This is a genomic window from Dehalococcoides mccartyi CG5 (assembly GCF_000830885.1).
Taxonomy (GTDB): Bacteria; Chloroflexota; Dehalococcoidia; order Dehalococcoidales; family Dehalococcoidaceae; genus Dehalococcoides; species Dehalococcoides mccartyi_B.
Genome location: NZ_CP006951.1, coordinates 491402 through 515848 on the forward strand (window position 1 = coordinate 491402; position 24447 = coordinate 515848).

25 protein-coding genes and 1 riboswitch are annotated in these 24447 nt (G+C 47.7%); of the genes, 16 read left to right on the forward strand and 9 right to left on the reverse strand.

The annotated features are described in order from the left end of the window. Positions 1 to 47: 47 nt before the first annotated feature. From X794_RS02520 to X794_RS02535, 4 genes are all read left to right on the forward strand, one after another. Positions 48 to 737, forward strand: a complete 690-nt coding sequence (locus tag X794_RS02520) for a DUF5343 domain-containing protein (RefSeq protein ID WP_011309149.1) — start codon at positions 48 to 50, stop codon at positions 735 to 737. 156 nt (positions 738 to 893) lie between these two features. After that, positions 894 to 1757 carry a universal stress protein gene (locus X794_RS02525; RefSeq protein ID WP_015407009.1) on the forward strand — a complete coding sequence of 288 codons (864 nt, stop codon included), beginning with the start codon at positions 894 to 896 and terminating at the stop codon, positions 1755 to 1757. Between the two features lie 53 nt (positions 1758 to 1810). Continuing rightward, positions 1811 to 2440, forward strand: a complete 630-nt coding sequence (locus X794_RS02530) for a cyclase family protein (RefSeq protein WP_015407656.1) — start codon at positions 1811 to 1813, stop codon at positions 2438 to 2440. After that, positions 2441 to 3103 carry a ribulose-phosphate 3-epimerase gene (locus X794_RS02535; RefSeq protein WP_011309152.1) on the forward strand — a complete coding sequence of 221 codons (663 nt, stop codon included), beginning with the start codon at positions 2441 to 2443 and terminating at the stop codon, positions 3101 to 3103. It abuts the gene before it with no gap. Here X794_RS02535 and rpiB read toward each other — a convergent pair. From rpiB to X794_RS02550, 3 genes are read right to left on the reverse strand one after another with little or no spacing between them, the layout of a single operon-like run. Further along, the gene (gene rpiB, locus X794_RS02540; RefSeq protein ID WP_034376633.1) at positions 3100 to 3558 is read right to left on the reverse strand and encodes a ribose 5-phosphate isomerase B; all 459 of its coding nucleotides are present in this window, start codon (positions 3556 to 3558) and stop codon (positions 3100 to 3102) included. The genes X794_RS02535 and rpiB overlap by 4 nt on opposite strands. Then, a complete protein-coding gene (tkt, locus tag X794_RS02545; protein WP_034376631.1) occupies positions 3551 to 5551 on the reverse strand; it encodes a transketolase in 2001 nt (666 codons plus the stop codon). The genes rpiB and tkt overlap by 8 nt, the downstream gene beginning before the upstream one ends. A gap of 51 nt (positions 5552 to 5602) precedes the next feature. Beyond that, on the reverse strand, positions 5603 to 6112 hold the full coding sequence (locus X794_RS02550) for a nitroreductase family protein (RefSeq protein WP_011309155.1): 510 nt from the start codon (positions 6110 to 6112) through the stop codon (positions 5603 to 5605). A 125-nt stretch (positions 6113 to 6237) separates the two neighbouring features. Here X794_RS02550 and X794_RS02555 point away from each other — a divergent pair, with 125 nt between their 5' ends. The 12 genes from X794_RS02555 to cobU all read left to right on the forward strand — a co-directional run bounded on the left by X794_RS02555 (position 6238) and on the right by cobU (position 17712). Continuing rightward, on the forward strand, positions 6238 to 7080 hold the full coding sequence (locus tag X794_RS02555) for a class I SAM-dependent methyltransferase (protein WP_041344465.1): 843 nt from the start codon (positions 6238 to 6240) through the stop codon (positions 7078 to 7080). 141 nt (positions 7081 to 7221) lie between these two features. Beyond that, positions 7222 to 7851, forward strand: coding sequence for an LOG family protein (locus X794_RS02560; protein ID WP_011928974.1), 630 nt, complete (start codon positions 7222 to 7224; stop codon positions 7849 to 7851). A 606-nt stretch (positions 7852 to 8457) separates the two neighbouring features. Beyond that, positions 8458 to 9471 (forward strand): ABC transporter substrate-binding protein, encoded by a 1014-nt coding sequence (locus X794_RS02565; protein WP_011309158.1) that lies wholly within the window; start codon positions 8458 to 8460, stop codon positions 9469 to 9471. A gap of 55 nt (positions 9472 to 9526) precedes the next feature. Beyond that, positions 9527 to 10618: a FecCD family ABC transporter permease gene (locus X794_RS02570; RefSeq protein ID WP_011309159.1), complete on the forward strand. Its 1092-nt coding sequence runs from the start codon at positions 9527 to 9529 to the stop codon at positions 10616 to 10618. An 11-nt stretch (positions 10619 to 10629) separates the two neighbouring features. Beyond that, positions 10630 to 11457 carry an ABC transporter ATP-binding protein gene (locus tag X794_RS02575; RefSeq protein ID WP_011309160.1) on the forward strand — a complete coding sequence of 276 codons (828 nt, stop codon included), beginning with the start codon at positions 10630 to 10632 and terminating at the stop codon, positions 11455 to 11457. Then, positions 11447 to 12217, forward strand: a complete 771-nt coding sequence (locus X794_RS02580) for an adenosylcobinamide amidohydrolase (protein WP_011309161.1) — start codon at positions 11447 to 11449, stop codon at positions 12215 to 12217. The genes X794_RS02575 and X794_RS02580 overlap by 11 nt, the downstream gene beginning before the upstream one ends. A gap of 2 nt (positions 12218 to 12219) precedes the next feature. Further along, on the forward strand, positions 12220 to 13146 hold the full coding sequence (locus X794_RS02585) for a cobalamin biosynthesis protein (RefSeq protein WP_011309162.1): 927 nt from the start codon (positions 12220 to 12222) through the stop codon (positions 13144 to 13146). Then, on the forward strand, positions 13130 to 14236 hold the full coding sequence (locus X794_RS02590) for a pyridoxal phosphate-dependent aminotransferase (RefSeq protein ID WP_011309163.1): 1107 nt from the start codon (positions 13130 to 13132) through the stop codon (positions 14234 to 14236). The genes X794_RS02585 and X794_RS02590 overlap by 17 nt, the downstream gene beginning before the upstream one ends. Positions 14237 to 14257: 21 nt before the next feature. Further along, a riboswitch (cobalamin riboswitch) is annotated at positions 14258 to 14450 on the forward strand. A gap of 158 nt (positions 14451 to 14608) precedes the next feature. Further along, complete coding sequence (gene cobT, locus X794_RS02600) at positions 14609 to 15667, forward strand: nicotinate-nucleotide--dimethylbenzimidazole phosphoribosyltransferase (protein ID WP_011928979.1); 1059 nt, start codon at positions 14609 to 14611, stop codon at positions 15665 to 15667. A 39-nt stretch (positions 15668 to 15706) separates the two neighbouring features. Beyond that, positions 15707 to 16471, forward strand: a complete 765-nt coding sequence (cobS, locus tag X794_RS02605) for an adenosylcobinamide-GDP ribazoletransferase (RefSeq protein ID WP_015407662.1) — start codon at positions 15707 to 15709, stop codon at positions 16469 to 16471. A gap of 18 nt (positions 16472 to 16489) precedes the next feature. Next, on the forward strand, positions 16490 to 17092 hold the full coding sequence (gene cobC / locus X794_RS02610; RefSeq protein ID WP_011309166.1) for an alpha-ribazole phosphatase: 603 nt from the start codon (positions 16490 to 16492) through the stop codon (positions 17090 to 17092). Positions 17093 to 17145: 53 nt separating this feature from the next. Next, on the forward strand, positions 17146 to 17712 hold the full coding sequence (gene cobU, locus X794_RS02615; protein WP_011309167.1) for a bifunctional adenosylcobinamide kinase/adenosylcobinamide-phosphate guanylyltransferase: 567 nt from the start codon (positions 17146 to 17148) through the stop codon (positions 17710 to 17712). Positions 17713 to 17787: 75 nt separating this feature from the next. On the opposite strand, the gene trxA is transcribed toward cobU, so the two are convergent. The 6 genes from trxA to acsB form a co-directional block, all read right to left on the reverse strand. Continuing rightward, positions 17788 to 18144 carry a thioredoxin gene (gene trxA, locus X794_RS02620; protein ID WP_322354398.1) on the reverse strand — a complete coding sequence of 119 codons (357 nt, stop codon included), beginning with the start codon at positions 18142 to 18144 and terminating at the stop codon, positions 17788 to 17790. Between the two features lie 136 nt (positions 18145 to 18280). Beyond that, positions 18281 to 19426 (reverse strand): sensor histidine kinase, encoded by a 1146-nt coding sequence (locus X794_RS02625; RefSeq protein ID WP_011309169.1) that lies wholly within the window; start codon positions 19424 to 19426, stop codon positions 18281 to 18283. 16 nt (positions 19427 to 19442) lie between these two features. Continuing rightward, positions 19443 to 20117 (reverse strand): response regulator transcription factor, encoded by a 675-nt coding sequence (locus tag X794_RS02630; RefSeq protein ID WP_011309170.1) that lies wholly within the window; start codon positions 20115 to 20117, stop codon positions 19443 to 19445. A gap of 69 nt (positions 20118 to 20186) precedes the next feature. Continuing rightward, on the reverse strand, positions 20187 to 20831 hold the full coding sequence (locus tag X794_RS02635; protein ID WP_011309171.1) for a DUF3786 domain-containing protein: 645 nt from the start codon (positions 20829 to 20831) through the stop codon (positions 20187 to 20189). Positions 20832 to 20862: 31 nt separating this feature from the next. Then, positions 20863 to 22209, reverse strand: coding sequence for an acetyl-CoA decarbonylase/synthase complex subunit gamma (gene acsC, locus X794_RS02640; protein ID WP_011309172.1), 1347 nt, complete (start codon positions 22207 to 22209; stop codon positions 20863 to 20865). Between the two features lie 20 nt (positions 22210 to 22229). Then, positions 22230 to 24431, reverse strand: a complete 2202-nt coding sequence (gene acsB / locus X794_RS02645; RefSeq protein WP_011309173.1) for an acetyl-CoA decarbonylase/synthase complex subunit alpha/beta — start codon at positions 24429 to 24431, stop codon at positions 22230 to 22232. Between the last annotated feature and the right edge of the window lie 16 nt (positions 24432 to 24447).

Sequence of the window (24447 nt, forward strand, 5' to 3'; positions counted from 1 at the left end):
CTTGCTATTTCGTAATTGATGGAATAAAATGTCTGGATGGAGGAGAAATGGCTAATCTAAAAGGCTCAAAACCCTTACCCCCATATGTATCATACCGAACCTTCTTAAACTTTCTTTTAGGCTTACAGGAGGCCATTCCATCTCGTTTAGACCGCAGTTTTTGGGGAGACAAGTGGTCTGGCAGTACCGGCACCCAGCTTATGTCTGCCCTGCGCTTTTTAGGTTTGGCAGATGCCGAAGGTATGCCGCGGGAAAAATTGCGCCGTTTGGTGGATGCCCGGGGAGAAGACCGTACCCTGATACTCAGGCAGATTACGCTTGAAGGATATCAATTCGTTTTTAATTCTTCCGCAGATCCTGAATCACTTACCTATGCCCAGCTGGAAGAACTTTTCCATAATAGCTTTAAAGTGGCGGATGATGTAGTTCGCAAGTGTATTAAGTTCTTTCTGGGGTTGGCAGAAGATGCTGATATATCCATTTCGCCGTTCGTTACCAAAAAATCACGTGTCGGACGGTCTGGAACTGGTACTAAGAAGATTCAAAAGAAAATAATACCAAGGACTGCTTCGCATGTTCTAATTCCAGATAATACAATGAAAGTTCCAGATAATTCAGATATGGATAGAGTGCTACTGGGTAAATTCCCTACATTTGATCCTGCATGGACGGATGAAGTTAAAGTAAAATGGTTTGAAGCTTTTGATGTTTTGCTTAAAAAGGTTTCTAAGGCCTGACCCCGAAGTAGTACTATCCCCTAGATTTTGATTGTACGCCCTCTTCCATTATATGAGTCTTTCGAAATTATGCTGTTTTTTAAAAACATTTTAAAATAATATTCCACAGACAGGACGTATAGGGTATAATCTTCTGAGAACTTTTGAGGTCAGAAGATGTATTTTAAACGTATACTTATAACTCTTGATGGTACAAAAACAGCTGAAAAGACCCTTCCTGTGGCTGAACTTATGGCCAGTTACCCCGAAACCGAACTTTTACTGGTAAGCATCTGTGATCCCAAACCTAAAATTACCGACGAACGCCAGAAATATTTGGATGCTAAATCTGCTGAATTACGGACAAAAGGCATTCAAGCCAACGGAAAAATGTTCTGCGGTGAGCTTTTACCGCTTATTTTGAAATGTATCAATGAGAATGGTATTGACCTGTTGTGTATGGCTTCTCACGGATATACCGGAATTAAGAAAATGGTACTGGGCAGTGTGTCCGAAAAGCTGATTAAAGCTACTAATCTGCCGGTATTATTGGTGAAGGAAGGGCATGACCCCGACAAGGCAGTTTTTGCAAATATTTTATTGCCACTGGACGGCTCACTCTTCTCTGAGGCTTGCCTAAAACAGGTATCTGATCTGGCACGTGATTTTAAGAGCAAACTTACCTTGCTGGTGGTTATTCAACCGCCATGCATACCTTCAGACCGTTCACCCAGTATTCAACCCAGCTGGGATGAATATTACCAAGCACTTCTTGAAGAACTTAAACAGCAGGCACAGGCTTATCTGGAACGCTTGACCGGCGAGTTGCAGGCAAATGGAATTGAAACTGAATTCCGTATGGAAGTTTCAGACAAAATTCCTGAAACTATTTTAAGTACCGCCGAAGATATAAATGCCTCGCTTATTTCATTTACCACCCATAATCGCTCTGGAATAGAGAAATGGTATTATGGAAGTGTGGCAGCCGGCTTGATTGAAAATTCCTCACATCCCATGCTTTTATGGCGAAACTCCATTTAAACCTTGCTTGACACCTGCCTTTGTTCCTTTCTACAATTAGCTAAGGTAAAGGCATGAAAAAAATTTACGACCTCAGCCCTGAAATACGCCCTGATATGATTAGCTGGCCGGGCGATAGTTGCCCGGAGATAACTCTGCTGCACAGTATCAAGTACGGTTCTCATAGCAACCTTAGCCGGCTGACAATGACATTACATAACGGTAGTCATATAGATGCCCCGCATCATTTTTTTGAAGAAGGTATTGGAGCGGGTGAGATACCTCTGGAGATACTGGTTGGTGATGTTCGGGTTTTGCGTTTTGGCGGGGTGAAAACTATTACCCGCAAAATGCTTGAACATGCTGACCTTAAAGGGGTAACTCGGCTTATTCTGGCTACTGACAATGAGAGCCTCTGGAAAAGGCCTGATTTTGATGAAAACTATACGTATATAGACATTGGAGCGGCTCAGTATCTGACTGAAATAGGTATACGGCTGTTGGGTATAGACTATCTTTCGGTAGAGGACTTTCAAGGTCTGGATGGAGTGCACAAGCATCTTTTAAGCCAAGGAGTGGTTATATTGGAAACGTTGCAACTTGCGGGTGTGCCTGAAGGTGATTATGAGCTTTACTGTTTGCCGCTGAAACTGGGCAAAGTGGACGGGGCACCTGCCAGAGTAATATTGATAGAGAGAGATTAGTTGAAAGACGTAAAAGTAGTGCCGGCTATACTTACAGATGATCCTGCGGCCTTTGAGTCCATGATAAAACAGTCAGAGGGTTTTGCACCGGTTGCCCAGATAGATATCATGGACGGGCAGTTCGTGCCTTCGCTAAGCATACCCCCGGAGGTTCTGGGCAGATATAAGCCCAGTTTTGCTTCCGAAATACACTTGATGACCCTGAATCCGGAAGAGTATCTGACTTACTGCAAGCAGCATGGTGCTCGCAGGGTAATATTCCATTTTGAGGCAACCCCCCGCCCTGAATATGTTATCAGCAGGATAAAAGAGATGGGTTTTAAGGTGGGATTGGCAGTAAACCCGGAGACCTCTGTTGCAGAGTTCGCTCATCTGGTGCCTCAGGTGGATATGGTGCTTTTTATGTCGGTTATTCCCGGTTTTTACGGCGCGCCGTTTATACCTGAGGTACTTCTCAAGGTAAAAGAGTTTAAAAGGCGTTTCCCTGAAACCGAAATAGGGCTGGACGGCGGGGCCAAGCAGTCCAATATACCTGAGATTGTGGCGGCAGGGGTAAATGATATATGCGTGGGGAGTGCTATTTTCCGGCAATCCGATCCGCAGTCAAGCTACCTGTATTTGGATAAACTGGCCAAAAATTCGGCTAAGGAAGCCGGGCTTTAGCCTTCTTTTTCAACCTTAAGCAGTTTTTCAAGACGGCGTTTGTGTCTTTCTTCACCGGTGAAACGGGCATTTAAAAAGGCACTGATAATCTCTTTGGCTACTTCTATGCCTATCACTCTTGCTCCTAAACACAGCACGTTCATGTCATCATGTTCCACACCCTGGTGGGCAGAGTAAACGTCATGGCAGAGACCGGCTCTGATACCCTTTATTTTGTTGGCAGTGATACAGGCGCCCACTCCGCTACCGCAGATGATAATGCCTCGGTCTGTTTTTCCGCAGGCAACATTTCGGGCAACTGTCTGAGCAAAATCAGGATAATCATCAGAACTGTTATAGGTGCAAGCCCCCAGATCCAAAACTTTTAACCCCAAATGGTTCAGGAAGGGTAAAATACCTGTCTTAAGGTCGTAACCGCCATGGTCTGCCCCGATGGCAATAGAGATATTACTCATGTTCATTCTCCAAAAGCTTTAAAGCTTTTTCAGCCATGTTTTCAGGGGTCAGGCCGAAGTTTTTGTAAAGCAGGGGCGCCGGGGCTGATGCCCCGAAGTGGTCAATTGAAATAACAGTTCCGTTTGTACCCAGATATTTGCACCAGCCCTGTGAGTTGCCAGCTTCCATTATTACCCGTGGCAGGGAAGAAGGCAGGACACTCTGGCGGTAGGTTTGGGGTTGGTTATCAAAAAGCTGCCATGAAGGGAAAGATACTACCCTTGAGGATATGCCTTTCCCCTTAAGTATTTCAGCCGCTTCAACCGCTATAGTTACTTCAGACCCGCTGGCAACTAGAGCTACCTGCGGGTGGGAGTCTGTTTCCTGCAGTATATATGCCCCTTTAGGCAGGTTTAAGGATTTTGTCTGAGAGTTATCTAAAAGCGGCAGTTTCTGACGGGACAGGGCAATGGCGGTAGGGCCGTTCTTACGGAGTATAGCCGTTTTCCATGCCTGAGCAGTCTCATATGAATCTGCCGGACGGATAGTAACCAGACCGGGTACCGAACGCAGACCGGCCAGCTGTTCAATGGGTTGGTGGGTAGGGCCGTCTTCTCCCAGACCGATGGAATCATGGGTAAAAATATAAATCACCCTTTGCCCCATAAGTGAAGCCAACCGTACAGCCGGACGCATGTAGTCATAAAATATGAGGAAAGTGGCAACGTAAGGTATTATGCCCCCGTGGAGAGCCAGTCCGTTAGCTATTGCCCCCATGGCGTGCTCCCTCACTCCGAAATGGATATTCCGTCCCTCGTAATAGTGAGGTTCGTATTCCCCGCCGTCTTTGATAACGGTCTTGTTAGACGGGCTGAGGTCTGCCGAACCACCCATGAGAGAAGGCAGGCGGGAAGCCAAGGCATTTATCAGCAGGCCTGAAGCCTCGCGGCTGGACATAGCTTTGTCAAAGAGTCTATCCAGATCTTTGTCCCAGTCTTCAGGTAAGTTGCCCGAAAGCATGTCCTGCAGCAGTGAGGCTTTTTCGGGATAATGGCTTAAATAGTAGTCCAGCTTGGACAACCAAACCTGCTGGGCTGTTTTGCCCTTGCCCAGTGCTTCGCGGAACTCTGTTAGAGCCTCAACTGGTATTACAAACGGTTCATAGTCCCACCCCAGAGATTTACGGCTCTTGGATACCTCATCTGTTCCCAGCGGCTCGCCATGGGCAGAGGCCTTGCCGGCCTTATTCGGGCTGCCAAAGCCGATGATTGTTTTGCAGATAATCAGGCTGGGGCGGGTGGTATCTGACTGGGCTTGTTTAATAGCCTGAGATACCGCCTCCGGGTCAAGCCCGTCTACATGGTCTATAACCTGCCAGCCGTAACTTTCAAAGCGCAGAGCTGCGTTTTCGGTAAAAGCCAGCTCAGTTGAACCTTCAATAGATATATCATTGTCATCATACAGATAAATCAGCTTGCCAAGGGCTAAATGCCCGGCCAGAGAGGCCGCTTCTGAAGCTACGCCTTCCATCAGGTCTCCGTCAGAGACTATGCCGTAGGTATAATGGTCTATAATTTTGCAATCCGGCTGGTTAAAAACCGCTGCCAAATGAGCTTCGGCCATAGCCATACCCACACCGCTTGCAAAACCCTGCCCAAGCGGGCCGGTAGTCATTTCAACCCCGGGAGTCAGGCCGTATTCCGGATGTCCCGGTGTTTTACTGCCCCACTGGCGGAAATTTTTAAGTTCGTCCAGCGGCAGGTCATAACCGGTCAGGTGGAGTAGTGAATAAAGCAGGGCAGAGGCATGGCCGGCTGAAAGTATAAAACGGTCACGGTTAGGCCAAGCGGGGTCCTGCGGGTTATGCTTGAGAAAATTTTGCCACAGGGCATATGCCATAGCGGCCATACCCATAGGCGCTCCGGGATGCCCTGAATTTGCCTTCTGAACAGCGTCTACCGAAAGAAAGCGAAGGGCGTTTATGCATAAACTATCTAATTTCGTATTTGACATATGTGCCTAATTTTAACGTTTAACAGGTTCTTTTTCAAATCTGGTCTGAAGCTACCAGCCATTTTTATGGATATGGCTTTCCAAATAACGCTTTGCAGGCGGTTTGGTCTCCCCTTTTTTGCCGATGGCGATAAGGCTAAGCGGGCTGATACTAACAGGTAGATTTAGTAAACGGGAAATGGCTTCTTTGCGTTCTTCGCGGGGGTGCAGTCCCAGCCAGCAAGCACCCAGTCCCAGTGCCTCTGCTGCCAGAAGGATATTTTGGGTAGCGGCCGCACAGTCCTGTATCCAGTAACCTGTTTTAGTTTCGGCACTTTGGTCTGCACAGACCATGATGGCCATCGGGGCTTCCTTCAGCATTTTGGAGTAAGGGTGAATATCCGGTATTTTATCCAGTATCCGGCGGTCATCTATAACTACAAAATGCCAGACCTGCTGGTTGCCGGCGGAAGGGGCAGCCATGCCTGCCCTTAAAAGGGTATCCAGTTCGGAGGCGCTTATATCTCCGTGTTGGTAATGGCGTATGCTTCGCCGGCTGAAAATGGCTTCAAGTGCATCCATTTTAAACTCCTTGACTAATGCCAATATCTCTTTATATCATATTATATTATGATCTGCTAAAGATTTCCCGAATGGCAAGGGCTTAAGTGCCCGATTTTTCCATTTAATAAATAAAGGGGAAGCTTGTGTTTAAAAAACTGGCAGATATAAATACTAAACCTGAGTTATATCAGCAGTACAGTGCACCTGTACTTTGGAATGACCCTCATATTTCCTCCCGAATGCTGGAGTTCCATCTCAATCCGGATATTGAGCCCGCTTCACGCAAGGCAGTATTCATTGAAAAATCTGCAGGCTGGATAAAAGACTATTTTGGTTTGGGTGACGGCAAGCAGGTTTGTGATTTTGGCTGCGGGCCGGGGCTTTATACCAGCCGTTTGGCTGCCACCGGTGCAGATGTGACCGGTATAGATTTCTCAAGCCGTTCTATCAGTTATGCCCGTGATTTTGCAGCCAGCCACTATCTGGATATTCATTATATAGAACAAAATTACCTTGAGTTTGCCACCCCGAAGCAGTTTGACCTGATAACCCTTATTTATTGTGATTACTGTGCCCTGAGCCCTTCCCAGCGCTGCCAGCTTCTTTCAGTCTGGAACAAATGCCTGAAGGATGACGGGAATATACTACTGGATGTGTTTTCTCTCTCAGCTTATGAAGGGCGGGCTGAAACAGCTGGTTATGAATACCGCCTGATGGATGGTTTTTGGTCAGGCAATGATTATTTCGGCTTCATAAATACCTTTAAATATCCGCTTGAAAAGGTGGTGCTGGATAAATACACCCTTATAGAGACGGATAGGGAATGGCAGGTTTTTAACTGGCTGAAGTATTTCTGTGTGGCAGAGCTTAAACATGAGTTGGCCGAAAAAGGGTTTGAGGTGGCAGACATATTTTCTGATGTTGCCGGGGCGGTTTATTGGGCAGGTTCACCTGAGATTGCCGTCGTAGCCCGCAAGATAAAATAATCCGGTAATTCTAAAACAAGTTTCAACAGCCGCAGACTTACAAACTGCGGCTGGTTTATTGATTGAGATGAGCCTGTTTATTAGGGTCGAATGGTTTGCTATTATATATATTGTTAAACCTTAGAGAGAGAAGCAAGAGTAATGACGAAATCAACCAGGGTAATTCCGCCTTTCCCCCAGATGACAATAGGGGTTATGGGTTCAGCCGGTGGGACTATGACTGACGAAACCAAAAAAAGTTTACGGTGTTTGGGTGCCTGCATAGCCAAGCGCAAACATGTGCTTATTACCGGTGCCTGCCCCGGAATGCCCCATGAAACCGTTCTGGGGTCTAAAGAAGAAGGCGGGGTAGTAGTAGGTATTTCCCCCGCCCTGAACTTGGAAGAACATGTAGAAAAATACCACTCTCCCACTCGTGGTTACGATGCTATTATCTATACCGGGTCAGGTCTGATGGGACGGGAGATTGAAAATATCCGCAGTTGTGACGTGGTGATATTTGCCGGAGGGCGGTCCGGTACGTTGGGTGAGTTTGCTATAGCTTACGACGAAGGCAAAGTTATAGGGGTACTGCGGGGAAGCGGCGGCATTGCTGACCATCTGGACAAGATTATTGCCATGGTGGACAAGGAAACCGGTGCCCGCGTTTACTATGAATCAGACCCGTACAAATTGCTGGACATGCTGGAAGCAGTTTATCGGGAGCGTATTCTCCCCAAGCATAAACGCCTGCTGGAGAACAATGACCCCGATGGCGTATCCGACGGCTAGTTGACCCCCGACCCGAAATGAATTTAGTTACCCCCCCCGTTTTCTTTTGTAAGATACGGGGGTTTCTTTTGGTCTGCAAAAGTGATTTTCCTGATATAACTGCCAAAAAAATCTTACAATTTATGGCTGATGTATTGACTAATCAAAAATACTGGAGTAAACTAAATTTTAGTTGAATATGTAACGGGGTAGCTATGAGTGCAAGACCGGTGTGAAGCCGGCGCAGTACCGCCTGCTGTAACCGGAGGGAATACTTCCGGGAGCCAGAACCTCAGAACCCCGTTTACCAGGCACTCCGCGGAATAGGGAGGGGAGTCATTTTAAAATGGCTGAAATACCTTTGTCCGATGAGGCAGAGGTATTTTTTTGCACCTGGCAAAATGTAAATACAACTAAAAGGGCCTTAGAACTTTGAGTGCAAGCCCGGTGAAATTCCGGCGCAGTACCGCCTGCTGTAAGGGGCAAATGCTCCAAGTCAGAACCTCAAGGTTCGTTCTAAAAGGCTCTCCGCGGTAAGAGGAGGTATGGCCATGCAGAAGAATTTGTAAGAGGAAAACGCTTTGCCCGATGCCCCTGTTTTCAATATTAAAAATGAATGGAGCAGTTATGCTGGATGATATAAATATGAAACTTAACAGTAAGAGTGCCCGGCTGGGTACTACTGTTGCCGGTGTCTTCTTAAGCTTGGTTTTGTTGTTAGGTCTGGTGGGTGGCTGTAAAACTGCAGACGATACCAATCCTGATGACGAAAACCCGGTTGTAACTGAAGTGACTTATCCGCTGACGGTGACAGATCAACTTGGCAGAATCGTAACTATCCTGTCTGAACCTCAGACCATAGTTTCTCTTTCTCCCAGCAATACCGAAACTATTTATGCTATGGGTCTTGAAGATAAACTGGTGGGTGTGACTACCTATTGCAATTACCCCGAAGCCGCCAAAGATAAACCCAAAGTGGGCGGTTTTTCAAATGTGGATGCCGAAGCAGTGACTGCCATTGGACCTGATATTATTCTGGCCTCCAATATTCATGCATCAACAGTTATTCCTCAGCTTGAACAGCTGGGTCTCACCGTAATAGCTATCAGCCCGGATAATCTGGAAGATGTGTTGGCATCTATTGAGCTTATCGGAAAGTGTCTGAATCAGGTTAAAAAAGCCAATTCACTGGTGGACAGTATGCAGACCCGTATAGATGCAGTAACATCCAAGGTTAAAAATCTGTCTGAAAGTCAGAAACCGCGTGTTTTATACATTGTTTGGCATGAACCTCTTATGAGCGTTGGTTCTACTGCCTTCATAACAGGCTTGATTACTGCTGTCGGAGGCGTTAGTATTACTGCTGATTCAGCCGAAGCCTATCCGACTATTGGTTTGGAAACAGTGCTGGGGGCTAACCCCCAAGTGGTAGTGGTTGGTACTGGAATGGGTTCCGGGGCTGATGCGCCGCTGCTGTTTATACAGGATGAACCCCGCCTGGCTAATATTGATGCCAGAATCAATGGCAATATATATAGTATAAACACAGACCTTATCGGCCGTACCGGGCCCCGAATTGTAGAGGCTCTCGAACAACTGGCCAAGATGCTTCACCCTGAAATATTTGGAGCTATCAGCTGATATAGAATTCAGGTGGGGCAGGTAATATACCTGCCCCACAGTTTTGCAGGTAAGAATGGGTGTAAATACAAATCTGAATAAGGAAAACTGTCCGGCAGTTCCCGGCGGTTTGCACCCCCATTGGAGGGGGCGGATTTTTGCTATGGCCGGGTTGTTTGGTTTGCTGCTTGTGGCGGCTGTTTTTGCTATTTCCTTCGGCTCAGTTGAAGTGCCATTTTTTACCACTATAGCTATCTTGATTTCAAAAATTCCTTTCGTACATATTAGCCCTGACTGGACCGTAAATACCCAGGCTATTATTTGGGATATCCGTTTGCCCAGAGTGCTGCTGGCTGGAGTAGTGGGTATGGCCTTGGCGGTGGCCGGGGCTACTTATCAGGGGCTCTTCCGAAACCCTCTGGCAGACCCGTATCTTATCGGCGTGGCTCAAGGCGCAGCCGTAGGCGCAGTGCTGGGGCTGATACTGGGTATCGGGTTTGATGTGCTGGGTATTTTTACTACCCCGCTATTTGCTTTTGCAGGGGCTTTTGGGGCGGTGGGGGTAGTGTATATGCTGGCCAGAGTGGGAAACCGCCTTACGGTGACTACTCTGATACTGGCTGGTGTGGCACTGGGTTCATTTCTTACGGCTATTGTGTCGTACCTCATTACGGTTAGCGGTGACAAGATTCACTCTGTCATGTTCTGGCTGATGGGCAGTTTTTCCATGGCCGGTTGGGAGAGTGTAAAAATTGTTATACCTATAGTGATTATAGGCACGCTGGTTATACTCCTGTTTGCCCGTTCCCTGAACCTTATCCAGCTGGGTGAGGAGCAAGCTCAGGAACTGGGGGTGGATGTGGAGCGGATGAAGATTATCCTTCTTACAGCGGCTACCCTGATAACAGCCGCGGCGGTATCTTTTGTGGGTATTATCGGTTTTGTGGGTATCATTGTTCCGCATGCCATCAGGTTGATATGGGGGGCAGATTATCGTTTCTTGCTGCCTCTTTCGGCTCTGGTAGGGGCGGTTTTCATGATACTGGCAGATATTGCTTCCCGCACTCTGGTTGCTCCCTCTGAAATACCGGTAGGGGCTATTACGGCCTTGGTGGGTGCTCCTTTCTTTCTGTATCTGCTTAGAAAACGCACCAGAATGCTCTTTTAGGTATATGAAAAATGTTTGAGCTTGAAGTACGAGACGTAACCCTGGCCTATGGTCCGGTTGATGTTCTGAAAAATGTCAGCTTTAAAACCATGCCCGGTGAGATGATTGGGTTGGTAGGACCGAATGGTTCAGGTAAATCTACCCTGATAAAGTCTTTGGCCAGAGTAATAGACCCGCGTTTGGGCAGTATTTATATCAATGGGCGTAATTCACGCTCTATACCCCGTTTGGAACTGGCAAAAATGGTAGGGGTTGTGCCCCAGATACCGGTACTCCCCAGTGCTTTTACCGCTTTTGAGATTGTTCTGATGGGGCGAAACCCCCATATGGGTACTTTCCAGTATGAAAGCCACAAGGATATCGCTATAGCATGGGAGGCTCTGGCAAGGGCAGGGGTACTGCATCTGGCTGACCGCCAAATCGGCGAACTTTCCGGCGGGGAGATACAAAGTGTGGTTATTGCCCGCTCTCTGTGCCAGAAAACTGAAGCAATTTTGCTGGATGAGCCTACTTCCAATCTGGATATAGGCCGCCAGATAGAGATACTGGACCTTATCAAATCTGAGTGCCGCGAACGGAATATTACCGTTATTGCCGCTTTGCATGACCTGAATCTGGCTGCCCATTATTGCGAAAGGCTTATACTCATTGACAACAATGGCATTCATGCAGATGGCAGTCCGGTTGAGGTAATAACTACCGATAATATAAGCCGTGTTTACGGCCCCGGCAGTTATGTCCATACCCACCCACTCAGCGGGCTTCCGGCAGTACTGCCGCGTCTGGGTAATATCCGGTGCAATGCAAACGGTGAAAAGGGAGGCACGGATGCTCACTGAGAAAGTAAATATACGAACAGTTGCCGAATTTCACGGCATAAAAGCCGAGGTTATAGAGCATGAGGTTTGGGGTGTTCCTGCCAATGCTTTGGTTGTTACTTTTCCTGAAGAACGGCGGGCACTTTCCGGCAGGCAGGGTTACCGCAAGATAAAGGCAGTGTGCAATATTTATCTGCCGGATGCTATCTGGCCGCGCCTGCATGATGATAAATTAAGCTGGAACGGGTATTACCGGCAGGTTTTTTCAAAGGCACTGAGTGCTATCGGCATCCCCCTTTCCAAAGTATTGGTTTTATCCACCGGGGTTACTATGGACCACCTAGCTATCAATGAGGAAAAACGGGGTGATTTGTGGGTGGTGGCTCTGGCTACCGCCGGAGTGGAGTCCAATGCTTTGCGGATTGGACAGGATAAATCTTCAGGCATTGACCGCAACGGCAGATTTAAACCCTTTGGTACCATAAATACCATTATCCTCACCAGTGAAAATCTTTCACAGGCAACATTGGCTTCCTGTTTCATAACAGCTACCGAGGCTAAGACTATTGCTCTGGATGAACTGGGTATTATGAGTGCTTATACCCCGTCTCTCAAAGCCAGCGGTACCGGTACCGACCAGATAGTGGCAGTTTCCGGTATGGGTGACAAGGCAACCTACGTGGGCGGGCATACTCTGCTGGGTGAACTGATGGGGCGGAGTGTTACTTTAGCTATTAAAGAAGCCTTGACCAAGCGTATTGCCAGCAGAAAAGGACACTAGATATGGAAATCCTGCTGATATTCCTGCTGGCGCTTGTTATTGATATGGTCTTTGGTGACCCTCCAAATGCCTTTCACCCGGTAGCTTATATGGGCAAGGTAATTTCCCTGTTTGAACGGGCAGGCTTTAAAGGCGGCAAGGGATACCAGTTTGTTTATGGGATAGTCATGGTTATTTTCACCATGGCACTATTTTTCGTACCGGTATATTTCCTGCTGGACTGGTTGCAGGGGATAAATAGTATAGTTTACATAATAGTTTCAGCTATACTCTTTAAGATGTGTTTTACGGTTACCGGGCTGCGGAAAGCAGCTTTGCTTATTAAGCGATTGTTAGAAAAAGATGACATTGCCCAAGCTCGTTTTGAACTTCGGTCTCTGGTTTCACGGGATACGTCCAAACTGCCCCAGCCTAAACTGGTAGCGGCGGCAGTGGAATCTGTGGCGGAGAGTATCGGAGACGGGTTTGTGGCTCCGCTCTTTTTCTTTCTCATATTCGGTGTCCCCGGCGTTATGGCATACCGGGTAGTGAGTACTTTTGACAGCATGGTGGGCTACCGCGGAAAATACGAATATCTGGGCAAATTTGCTGCCAGATTTGATGATGTGCTTAATTTTATACCGGCCCGACTGTCTGCCTTGTGTATACTGGTTGCCAGCTTCTTTGGGCGTTACAGCCCCGCAGGGGCATGGCGGATAATGTGGCGTGACCATGGGAAGACCCAAAGCCCCAATGCGGGCTGGCCTATGGCTACTGCGGCAGGTGCCCTTGAAGTTTGCTTGGAAAAAGTGGGACACTACTCTCTGGGGGATGATATAAGACCGTTGCTTCCCCAAACTATCAGCTGTTCGCTTGTGCTTATAAACAATGCGGGCTGTATCTGGGTTTTAATAAGCGTGGGAGTGATTTATTTTGCCCGTATTGCCTAAACCGCAGCTGGAAAAACTAAAGCCATGTTACCATGGAGGCCCTAACTATGCCGAGCTTAAAAAACTGGGTATAAGCCCTGATGCGGTTATGGATTTTTCGGTTAGCTCAAACCCGTATCCGGCACCGGTGGAACTTAAAGAAGCTTTGTCTTCTCTGGTTATTGACCGCTACCCGGACTCTGAGTCTGCTGAACTCAAAGAATATCTGGCGGGGAGGCTTTCGCTGAAACCCGAAAACCTGATTATAGGCAGCGGCTCTATGGAGGTTATCCGTCTGGTGGCTGGGGCATATTTCGGGGTGGGGGATACAGTGCTGATACTTAAACCCACTTTTGGCGAGTATGAACTGGCGGTGGAAGTAGCCGGTGCCGACATAATTGAACAGTGGGCAGATGAAGAGAGCGGCTTTAAGTTTGATTTGGATTTAACCTGCCGCATTATTAAAAAACATCAACCCAAAGCGGTATTTATTTGTAATCCCAACAATCCTACCGGGGTTTATCTTTCCAAAGCAGATATTGAAAAAGTGCTGAATGTCTGCACTGATACACTGCTGGTGCTGGATGAGGCCTATATAGCTTTTGCTGAAGATTGCTGGAAATCAGCAGATTTGCTTGATTCGGACAATCTAATAGTTATTCGCTCTATGACCAAAGATTGTGCTCTGGCCGGGCTAAGGTTGGGTTACGGCATGGCCTCGGCAGAGATAATAGCCAACCTGAAAAAGATTTGCCCCCCATGGAACGTGAATGCCGCTGCCCAAAAAGCAGGGCTGGTTTGCCTGCGTCATCCCAGCTATCTGGCGGAATCTGAAAAGAAGATAAAGGCCTCTAAAGAGTATTTGATGCAGGGTTTTATAAGGCTGGGTTTCAGTGTGTTTCCGTCTGAGACCAATTTTTTCCTGCTGAAGGTAAGGAGTGCTGCAGATTTTCGTTCAGCATTCCTTAAATATGGGTTGATGGTGCGGGACTGCACTTCATTTGGTCTGCCCCAATACGTGCGTATAGCTCCCCGTACCCAAAGTGAGTGTGAACACCTGCTTGAGGTTAGTGTTGAATTAAAAAGTAAGTCTGAGATTTATCCAGCCTGATTGACTGGCAGGGTTTTGTCTGATATAGTTTTTAATGGTGATTAACAAACGGAACACGGTTTGAATCCGTGGCGGTCCCGCCGCTGTGACTGGGGACTTCGGTTTCTTTAAAGCACTTTTTGTGCAACCACTGTTGGAGTAGTACTCTGATGGGAAGGGTGAAACCGGGGGATAATCCGGAAGCCAGAAGACGTGTTACCACCAAACCGGATACCTGATGGTAAAGGGGCCGGCTCATCTTGAAGATATTTTGAGATGTGCCAGCCCCTTTTTTATTTGGGCAGGCGCCAGAGGAGGACAAACTGAGCATAGCCTGAAGTGCAAAACCGGATATATATTAACCCAATTTATTTATAAAGGAGTTTTAAAAATATGGAACTATTAAACGCAACACTTGCAAAGATATACGGGCTGGATAAAGAAGCCATGGTCAAGGCTCAGGCACATCAGGATATCCTGATCAAACCACAGGGTTCTCTGGGCAAACTGGAAGCTATTGTGGTGCAACTGGCAGGTATTCAGGGTGATGCCAAACCAAAAACCGCCAAAAAAGCCATTATAACCATGGCTGGTGACCACGGCATTATTGACGAAAAGTTTCACAACTGGCCGAAAGAAGTAACTGTCCAGATGCTGCAAAATTTTGCTCATGGCGGTGCAGCCATAAATGTCCTTTCCCGGCAGGTAGGGGCGCGTAACGTGGTAGTTGCGTTAGGTGTGGCTACTCCCATGGCTGCAGACCCGAATATAATTAACCGGAATATTGCACCCGGTACCAACAATATGGTTCATGGCCCGGCTATGACCCGTGAACAGGCTGTAAAGGCTATTGAGGTGGGCATAGAGATTGTAAACGCCGAGGTCAAGAAGGGGCTGGATCTGGTAGGTACCGGTGATATGGGTATTGGCAATACTTCTCCGTCTGCTGCTATCTGCTCTGTTATTACCGGGCGGTCACTTGAAGATGTAACCGGGCGCGGCACAGGTGCTTCTGATGAGCAGATGAAGCTGAAACGCAACGCTATTGCCAAAGCTATTTCCCTGAATAACCCTGATGCTAAAGATGCGATTGATGTATTATCTAAAGTGGGCGGCTATGAAATTGGCGGTCTGGCAGGAGTAATACTGGGTGCGGCGGCTAATAGAGTGGCGGTGGTTGTAGACGGCTTTATCTCCGGTGCGGCGGCTCTTATTGCTTATACCATCTGCCCGCAGGTAAAAGACTTCATGTTTGCCGCTCACCAGTCAGTAGAGCCCGGACACCGTATCCTGCTTGAGCATATGGGGCTGGATGCTATTTTGAAAATGGATATGCGTCTGGGTGAAGGAACGGGTGCGGCTCTTGCCATGAATATTATAGAAGCAGCTAACCGTATCCAGCACGAGATGGCCTCCTTTGCAGATGCAGGGGTTTCCGAAAAGCAAAGTTAGGTGTATTCTGGTATAATCCCGGGTTAAGGAAATGTATATATGGGTTCATTTTTAGCGGCTTTCCGCTTTCTTACCAACATACCTGTACCCTGGCTGAAAGAAGACTGGCAGGGGGAGAAGTCACGGCTGGATTTTGCCCGCTCACTCGGCTTCTACCCCCTGGTGGGTTTGATTATCGGGCTGATACTGGTCGGTTTGGGCTGGGTTTTCAGCCTTTTTTTACCTGATGTATTGACCGCCGCTTTGCTGACAATAAGCTTGGTGATAATTACAGGCGGTTTACATCTGGATGGTTTGACAGATACCTTTGACGGAATAGCCGCCGGTCATAAGTCATTTGAACGCGCCCAGGAGGTAATGCACCTGCCGGGAGTGGGGGCTATAGGTGTGCTGGCGGCAATATGCCTTTTGCTTTTAAAATTTTCTGCTGTCCTAAGCCTGCCTTCGGAAAGTTTTATCACAGGTCTTATTTTGTTCCCGTTAATCAGCCGCTGGGCTATGGTCTATGCGGTGGTTAAGTATCCCTATGTCAGGTCACAGGGTTTGGGCAAAGAGCTTAAAGGCGAAACTGCCAAAGCCAGTTTGTGGTGTGCTACTATTTTCTGCCTGACAGTTTGCGTAGTTTTAGGCGGCTGGGCAGGGTTTCTGGCTATGTTTGGGAGCTGGTTGCTGGTTATGTATCTGGCATCTTTCTTCAAACGCAGACTGGGTGGTCTGAACGGGGATACTTACGGTTCAATTAACGAATTTACCGAGGTAGCAGCACTGGTGTTTATAGTGGCCTTATCCGGGTATTTCAGCTAGGTCAGAGGAGCGTTTGATATGAAGCTGATAATGGTACGTCACGGTGAGACAGAAACAGATAATTGCCGCCGTTACTGGGGGCACAGTGATATCGGGCTCTCAGACTGCGGGCATGCTCAGGCAAACTCCCTTCGCGAATATCTGGCTTCGGTAAAGATAGATGCCATTTATTCCAGCCCACTTAAACGCTGTATGGAAACTGCCGAAACCATCGCCTACGGACGGCCTCTTTTGGTCAATAAAAATAATGATCTGAAAGAGATAGATTTTGGACGGGTGGAAGGCCTTACCTACGATGATGTAGTGGAACGCTACCCTGATATAGCCCAAAAATGGGCTGAAGGCAGCTTTGACGTGCACTTTCCTGACGGGGAAAGTATGGCACATTTTGCCCAGAGAGTAATCAAATTTGTAAAAATGCTTTCCAAGCACAAAAGTGACGATACTCTACTGGTAGTGGGGCATGGGGGTGTTTTCCGTATCCTGATATGCCATTTTCTGGGTATTGAGTATAAACACTGGTGGCAGTTTATACTGGGGGTGGGTTCGGTAACTGTTTTGGATATTTACCCGGAGGGGTCTATACTGGAAAAACTGAACGATAACTCCCATCTGGACTGATTTCAGGTATATGCTCAGGCAGGGCGTTTTTATAATACCGGAGGGGTAGCAAAATGAATTATTTACTTATTGGCGGTGCCCGAAGCGGCAAGAGCAGTTATGCTGAAGAATTGGCCAAGTCCATAGGCGGCAAGGTCGTATTTGTAGCTACCGCCGAAGCCGGTGATGAAGAAATGAAAACCCGTATCCTGCGGCATCAGCAGGCCCGTCCGGCCGAATGGGGTCTTATAGAGGCCAGTTTGCAGGTGGGTGAAAAAATAAGCGCCCATGGAGGTAGTGCCGGCGTGGTCATACTGGATTGCATTACCCTGCTGGTAAATAACATAATGTGCAAGTATATGCTTGAACACGGTGATGAACTTACGGGTGAGGCGGCAGATTATCTGGATGCCGAGGTTAAAAAAGAAATAAATGGCATAATAAATGCTATGAAAAAAACGGGTGCATCATTTATTGTAGTAACCAATGATGTAGGTGCTGGTCTTATTCCGCCCAATGCCATGGCCAGAATTTACCGTGATTTACTAGGCAGGGCAAACCAAATGCTGGGTGCATATGTGGAATACGTTTATCTGATGGTAGCCGGACTGCCCATGCAGGTGAAACCCTTGTTGCGTTAGTGGCAGTTTTGTGGCCAGCAGAGTATTAAAAAACCCCCGGGTAACGGGGGTTTTTGATTTTTGGTATTAGGAGAGCTACTTCTGGATTAGCTGGTCAATCTTCTGGCTCAGGGCAGATTCAGGTACCGCACCCACCACCATATCAGCTACCTGACCGCCTTTGAAAAACAGCAGGGTGGGTATGGACATGACCCGGTATTGGGTAGCGGTGGTTTTATTTTCATCTACATTCAGTTTGCAGAACTTAAATTTACCCGCGTATTTAGTAGATAGTTTGTCAATTATGGGGGCTACCATACGGCAGGGACCGCACCACGGAGCCCAAAAATCTACCAGTACGGGTTTATCTGATTTCAATACCTCAGCAGCAAAGCTCTGGTCGGTTATTTCCATTACCATATCGTTTCTCCTTAGTGTATTAGTGTCTCTTATAATACTACTTTGGCGTTCATTTGCTGTCAAGGCGGTTTAACGCCGGTGGCAGGGGTTTGCCCATTGTTTGGCTTCTTTCACTCGTGTATGGGGCAAAGATTTTTATAGGGAAGGATTTGCGATATAGACACAAGGTTTAGACATCGTCATCCTCAAGGTTGCCGGAATTTGGTACGGCCACTGTTACCATTGTGCCTACGTCCGGTTTTGACTGAATGGAGAGGCGTCCGCCAATAAGTTGAGCCCGTTCCTGCATACCGGTCAGTCCCAGTTTGCCCAGAGCGGCCAAATCTCCCACCCGTTCCGGCAGTAAAAACCCTTTGCCGTTGTCCTTCACAGTCAGGGTTGCTTTGTATTTGCCGAAGTCTATATAGACCCAAGCCTTAGTTGCCTGGGCGTGCTTGCCTACATTGCGCAGAGACTCCTGAACAATCCGGAATAATACCAGTTCGGTTTCAGGGGCAAAGCGGCGGATTTCTCCGTTTACATCTATATCAATATTTATGCCGAAGTGTTTTGAAAGGTCAGGTATCAGCCATTCCAGCGCAGGTATCAATCCCAGGTCGTCAAGTACCGAAGGCCGCAAATCCTGGGCAAAGCGACGGACTTCACTTAAAGTGCGGTTTATATGGTTCTGCATCTCTTCCAGTTCAGCCAGATTGTCTTCGCCAAGGTTGGGGTTTTTGGTTACAAAACGGTCTATGGCGCGTGATATTACAATCAGGTCTTGAGCTGTATCATCGTGCAGTTCCTGAGCAATACGGCGGCGTTCATCTTCCTGGGCTATAGTAATTTGCTTAAGGTAAAAACGCAGGTTTTGCTGCATACGTTGTAGCTCGCGCTGGGCAGTTTCCATCTTCAGGTAAGCTTGTTGACGGTGTTTTTTATCAGTTTCATAGCTTTCCAGCCAGAGATTAACTACCAGCCCGATGATAATAATGCCAATAATTTCAATAATATCATCAGCTGTAACAGTATCTGTGACGAAAATATTGGGAATAATAATGGCTATAGCCAACAGAAGGGATACAAGACCCGGTCTCAGACCGAATACCAGAGCTGTATAGGTAACCGGGAGCAACATTATCAGCCGTCCCACCGAATGGCGGGTCAGGTATAGAAAAGAATCAGGGTCAATTTGGCCGATGAATGGCAACAACTGAGGGTAATGAAGGAAAAATCCCCCGGTAAACAGAAGCACCAGTATCCAGATATGCACATTGGCAAGTAATCTGGGCAGGCGGCGGATTTGACTATAGAGGAAACTAAATACTTTTTTCATAAGGTTATATCGGATTTCAGGGCAAATCTTCCATGATAAACCAGCCGCGTTTCAGCCCGTAGAGAATAGCTTCAGTCCGCGAACCTACCGATAACTTTTTGAAAATATTTGAAAGATGGGTCTGGATAGTACGGTTGGATAAATACAGCTGGTCGGCAATATCTTTATTGCTGACGCCCCGTGCCGCCATTTTCAATACTTCTATTTCACGTTCGGTAAGCGGGTTTACAGCAGATAGTTCCTCTGTTTTAGCGGCTTTGTTAATCAGCTGGTCAATAACCCGGCGGGTAGTAGAGGGCTGGAGTACCGATTCGCCGGCATATACAGAGCGGATAGCTTCAAGCAACTGGGTGCCCTTCACGTTTTTCAGCAGAAAACCGGCGGCACCTGCTTCCAGTATGGCCAGAATATACTGCTCAGATTCGTAAGCTGTAAGTATAAGTATGGCAGTGGTAGGCAGGAGCTGTTTTATCTGTTTGGTGGCCTCAATTCCATTTAGGCGGGGCATGGCAATATCCATAACTACCACATCAGGGTGAACCTTCATGGACATTTCTACGGCTTCAACTCCGTCTGAGGCTTCGCCCACCACCATCATGCCGGATTCGCGCTGTATAAGCTCCCGCGTGCCTTCCCGTACGATTACGTGGTCATCTGCCAAAAGCACTTTTATCATCTGGGTAGTTTGCATAATATTTCCCTCGTTCTAATTATATACTCAGGGCAGGTATGGTACAACGCATTTATCAGACGGTCTACTTTAAAAGGTTTTTTCAGTAAGCCTGCGGTTAAGGTTTTGGCAGATTTCAGTAATTGCTTCGGTATCCAGATAGCGGGATATGGAGCGGTCAAAGATAATGTTGCCCTCTGGGGGAAATTCATCATCTCCCTGCCAGAATACCAGCCACAGGGGCAGACGGGGCAGAGCCTGAAAGAGGAAGCTCACATCAGCCTGTTCTGCTTTTTTACCGCCTAATGAAATAGCAGACAAATTAAGCTTTGCCGGATTTGCGATATAAAGTGCTATAAGGCTTTTTAATACCCGGTTATAGAAAACAGGCTGGTAGTTGGCTCCTTCAGGCAGTTCTTTAAAACTTATCTGCTCGCGGGAAACCGGTGTGCCGTCTGCCTTTAGCAGGTAATGCAGGATAAGGGCTTCTTCCCGGGGGGACAGGCTGGTATCCGGGCTGGTGACCGCCGCATTACGGGTGTCTATCTCTACCCTGAACCTGAAATATTTAAGATGAATAAAGGGCGGTTGGAGTACAGCACCTGCCTGTCGGCTTATTTTATCAAAATCCTGCACGGCCAAAAAATGGCTGCGGTTAAGTTCAAGAGTGCGTTTGGTGGCCAGTTCAAAATTGCGCTGAGCAGGCAGGTTGAAAACTTCTTTGGGGTTTGTCATCTAACCCTCCAGCTATAAATTAATAAATCACTCAGGGTTTAAACTGCTTTAAATAAGCCGGTATATGGGCGGCTTCACGCGGACCAACCATTATCTCCCAGCCGGATAGTTCTTCTTCCAGACCGCCGCTTTCCATAGAGGCATACCCGGGGATAATCAGTTTGCGGTGATTGACCTTCCCGGCAATGCCGCTGTTTTTTACAAATTTGCCTATGGTATCTGCCCCGAATTTGCCGGCTGCCCAGGCAGTCATAACCGAAAGCCCTTCGGTATCTTTTATCAGCAGGTAACACGGCACGCGGCTGGTTTCCATTTCACCGGCAACGATAAAATATGTCAGCGAGAAGTTGCAGGTGAGCATGACCGGCGAATTGGCATCAGGATTATTTATTTCATAGATACCCTCGGTGGTAGCTAAGGGACGCTGAGGGTCGGTATAAAGGTTCATACGTGCTACCAGCAAAGGGAACAGGGTTTCACCCCTGAAGTCAGACAGCACCAGTATACCCGCATATTTGGCGGTCAGTATGCTGGCAAACAGAGACTCCTTCATGTGGTCTGAAGTTATCAGGCAGGGGAAATTAATAACCGGAAAGCCCAAAGGACGGAATTTCTTCAAAATGGCTGCCCGCCGAATGGCGATATTGTCGGCTAAGGTTTGTTTAAAGCTGGCGGGAGAGCTGTCAAGCACAATATCTTTAATACCCAGTGATTGGAGTTTGATGGTAAGTTCAGCCAGGTCTGTCAGGTTTTTCGCTTTGGCTACTAGCGGGCAGTTGTATTTTTTAGCCAGCTCTGCCATTTCGTTGCTGTTTTCCGCAGTAGCGGCATAAAGAAGGGGTTTGCGTTCAGCGCAAATCTTTAAGGATTCATCAAGCACAGTGGTATTCGCACATATCAGCATTAGGCTGGCTTGGCATTTTTCGGCGGCAAGTTTGACCAGTTTTAGGTATTTTTCACTTGAACCGCTGTCTGCCCTGAGTGCCAGCATATCCGGCTTCAAAATAGCACCTACCCGTTTGTACTGAAAGCTGTTGAAAGCGGTCAGTTTGGTGTTCTGCTCGGTTTCGGTCAGATTGTCTGAGAGTAGCAGGGCAATGCCGGATTGGTGCTCAAACCGCTTCTCATGGCGGTGCATGACAGTTTCGCCACCTATCTTAAAGGAGTATATACCTGTACCTATGCTTACGGTTCTGACCGGGGGTGCAGAAGCTTCTTCCAGTTTCAGTTTGGTTTCTTCTGAAACGTAAGGGCAGGAAGAAAGTTCAGCTCTGCCGCCTGCCAGACTCATGGCAAATGCCAGACAGGTGGGCACGCCGCATTCACCGCAGTTGGTTCGGGGTAAAAACTTATAAATTTCTATACCGGTAGGTGACATAATATTAAAAGGACTCCTTTCTAGATAAGTGGCTCAAGGGTCAGCGCCGGGTGCTGTTTTTCTTCAAGGAAGGGGAGTATTTCTTCCTCGGTAGTCCCCACGCTTTCATCTGCAATCCGCTCCAGCAGATCAGGCACACCCAGTTCGGCAGCTCTGGCATTGAAGCGTTCCCGTATTTCTTCCTTGAGTGATTTGGGCATCCATACTAGTCGCAGCAGACTGTCTTCGGCGGAGATAAATTTGCGCTGGGTAATATTGTATTTGCTGTGACCCAGAAAACCGGGAGTGGTAATACCGCCCCCGATAGTCCCGGCCAGAGTAGTAAATTTCATACCGCAGGGAGTCATGCCGGTGTGTTCGCGGTTTACGGTCATAACCCCGTTGCACAGGGGGAGTATGGCTGAAATACATTCGCAGCAGCCACAGGTGGTCATGGGGTCATAGATTATGCTGTATAGGTTGTAATGGCTGACTACCCCGCCGGAGGTTTTTTCTACAAACTGGTTTATGCCTGACCATTGCCCAAGCTTGGCGTCAATGACCGCCCCTTTGTTTACCGGCTGGTTAGGACCGATATTGTTAATCTCATTGGAAGCACGGCAGTCCATCCAGTTGTAAGCTCCGCACAGGCCGGTTCTTTCCGGGCTGACTATGCATACGTGGCTGGGGGCAAATGACTGGCAGAGGGTGCATGAGTAAAAAGTCTCGGTATTTTCATCTGTCATGCCTTCAATACGTTCATCACGTTTGGTATATATCTTTTTGGATTGCCTGCTTATCTCGGCCACTTTCTCAGGGGTGGTATAGAGTTTTATCTGTATTTTATCTACGATACCGCCAAAATCCTGATGAAGCTTGGCATGAAGTATAGAGCCTATATGTTTAAGAGAAAAACCCTTGGCAGCCGCACTCTTGCCTATGCGTAACCATGCGATATCTCTTTGTCCGATATGCATAACCCCCTGGGCATAGTTTAAAAGGTGGTGTATTTGGCGTTCCAGTATAGGTTCGTAATCTTCATTCATTTTGTGACCGGCTGCTTCTACCACAATGGCCAGCGGCAGACGTGAACCTTCAGGCATATCAGACACATCCTGCCCGAATAGCTCTATTTTACCGTCGGTAACATCGTCCATTTTGGCGGTTGTCACCAGCTCTACCATCTGGGTGCGGCCGCCGCCGCATTCTAGATATATCTGTTCACCCCGTACCCTTTCGCCTTCGTAGGCAGGTCCGTAAGCTACCGGTACAGGTACTTTGGTTACGTTTACTTTTATTCCCCGCGCATCCATTGCCTTGGAGACTATGCGGCTATAAGGTATGCCTGCCAGCACTGAATCAACTGACTCTACCCCCGGCAAAATGGGCAATACGGATTTGTCCGCAATGATCGGGAAGCCGAAATTAAGTGCCCCGGCGGCATTGGCATACCATTCATCACTTATATCTCCCAGTGGCATAATAAAGGCCTTTATGCGCTCCTGGCTGTATTCAAAAAGTTTAGCTCGGTTGCCCGGTTCTATATTTCCGAAGGACAGGGCTACCCTGACTGCAAAACCGAAGGCAAAGATAGCGGCAGTGGCTTCGTCACCGAATGAAACCAGACGGGGTGTCCAGCCCAGCTCAACATCCGCATCAGCCAGCTGTTTGGCAAAACGCTTGCCCTGAGATTCGCCGCACATAAATGTGTACAGATTTTTTTGCTGAAGTTCAGCGGCTATGCTTTCGGCAGCGGCATTGTCAGGTGCCGCACCTATTATGGCGGCAAAACCGGGGGCGGTGCCGTCTACGAACTCTACCCCGCGTTTACGCAGGATAATATCATCGGCCGCACCCAGCCAAATATTATCAGGGGTGGGGTCTTCGGTATTGGTGTAATATTCCGGCTGGCTAAGGTAACGCAGGGCTTCCAGCATTTCCTCTGCAAACAGAGTGGACAGGCCGGCTTCCAGTACTGCACCCAGCTCGGTTACGTCCTCGGCATTTACCTCTGGCGGGGGCAGCATCTTGAAGCATTTATCAAAGACCATTCCCATATCAGACAGTTTTTCAACCTGAATACCCAGTATGCCGTAAATAACCGGCAGAAAATAGGCAGTATTCGGGAAACCCACGGCCGTATCTGGACAGTTAGTAACCAGCGTTTGTTTATACACTTCGTAACTGGCATTTACTATATTCCGTGCACCTTTTATAGCGGCTTCGGCTACTGTTTTACTCATCTTTCATGTCCCCCTT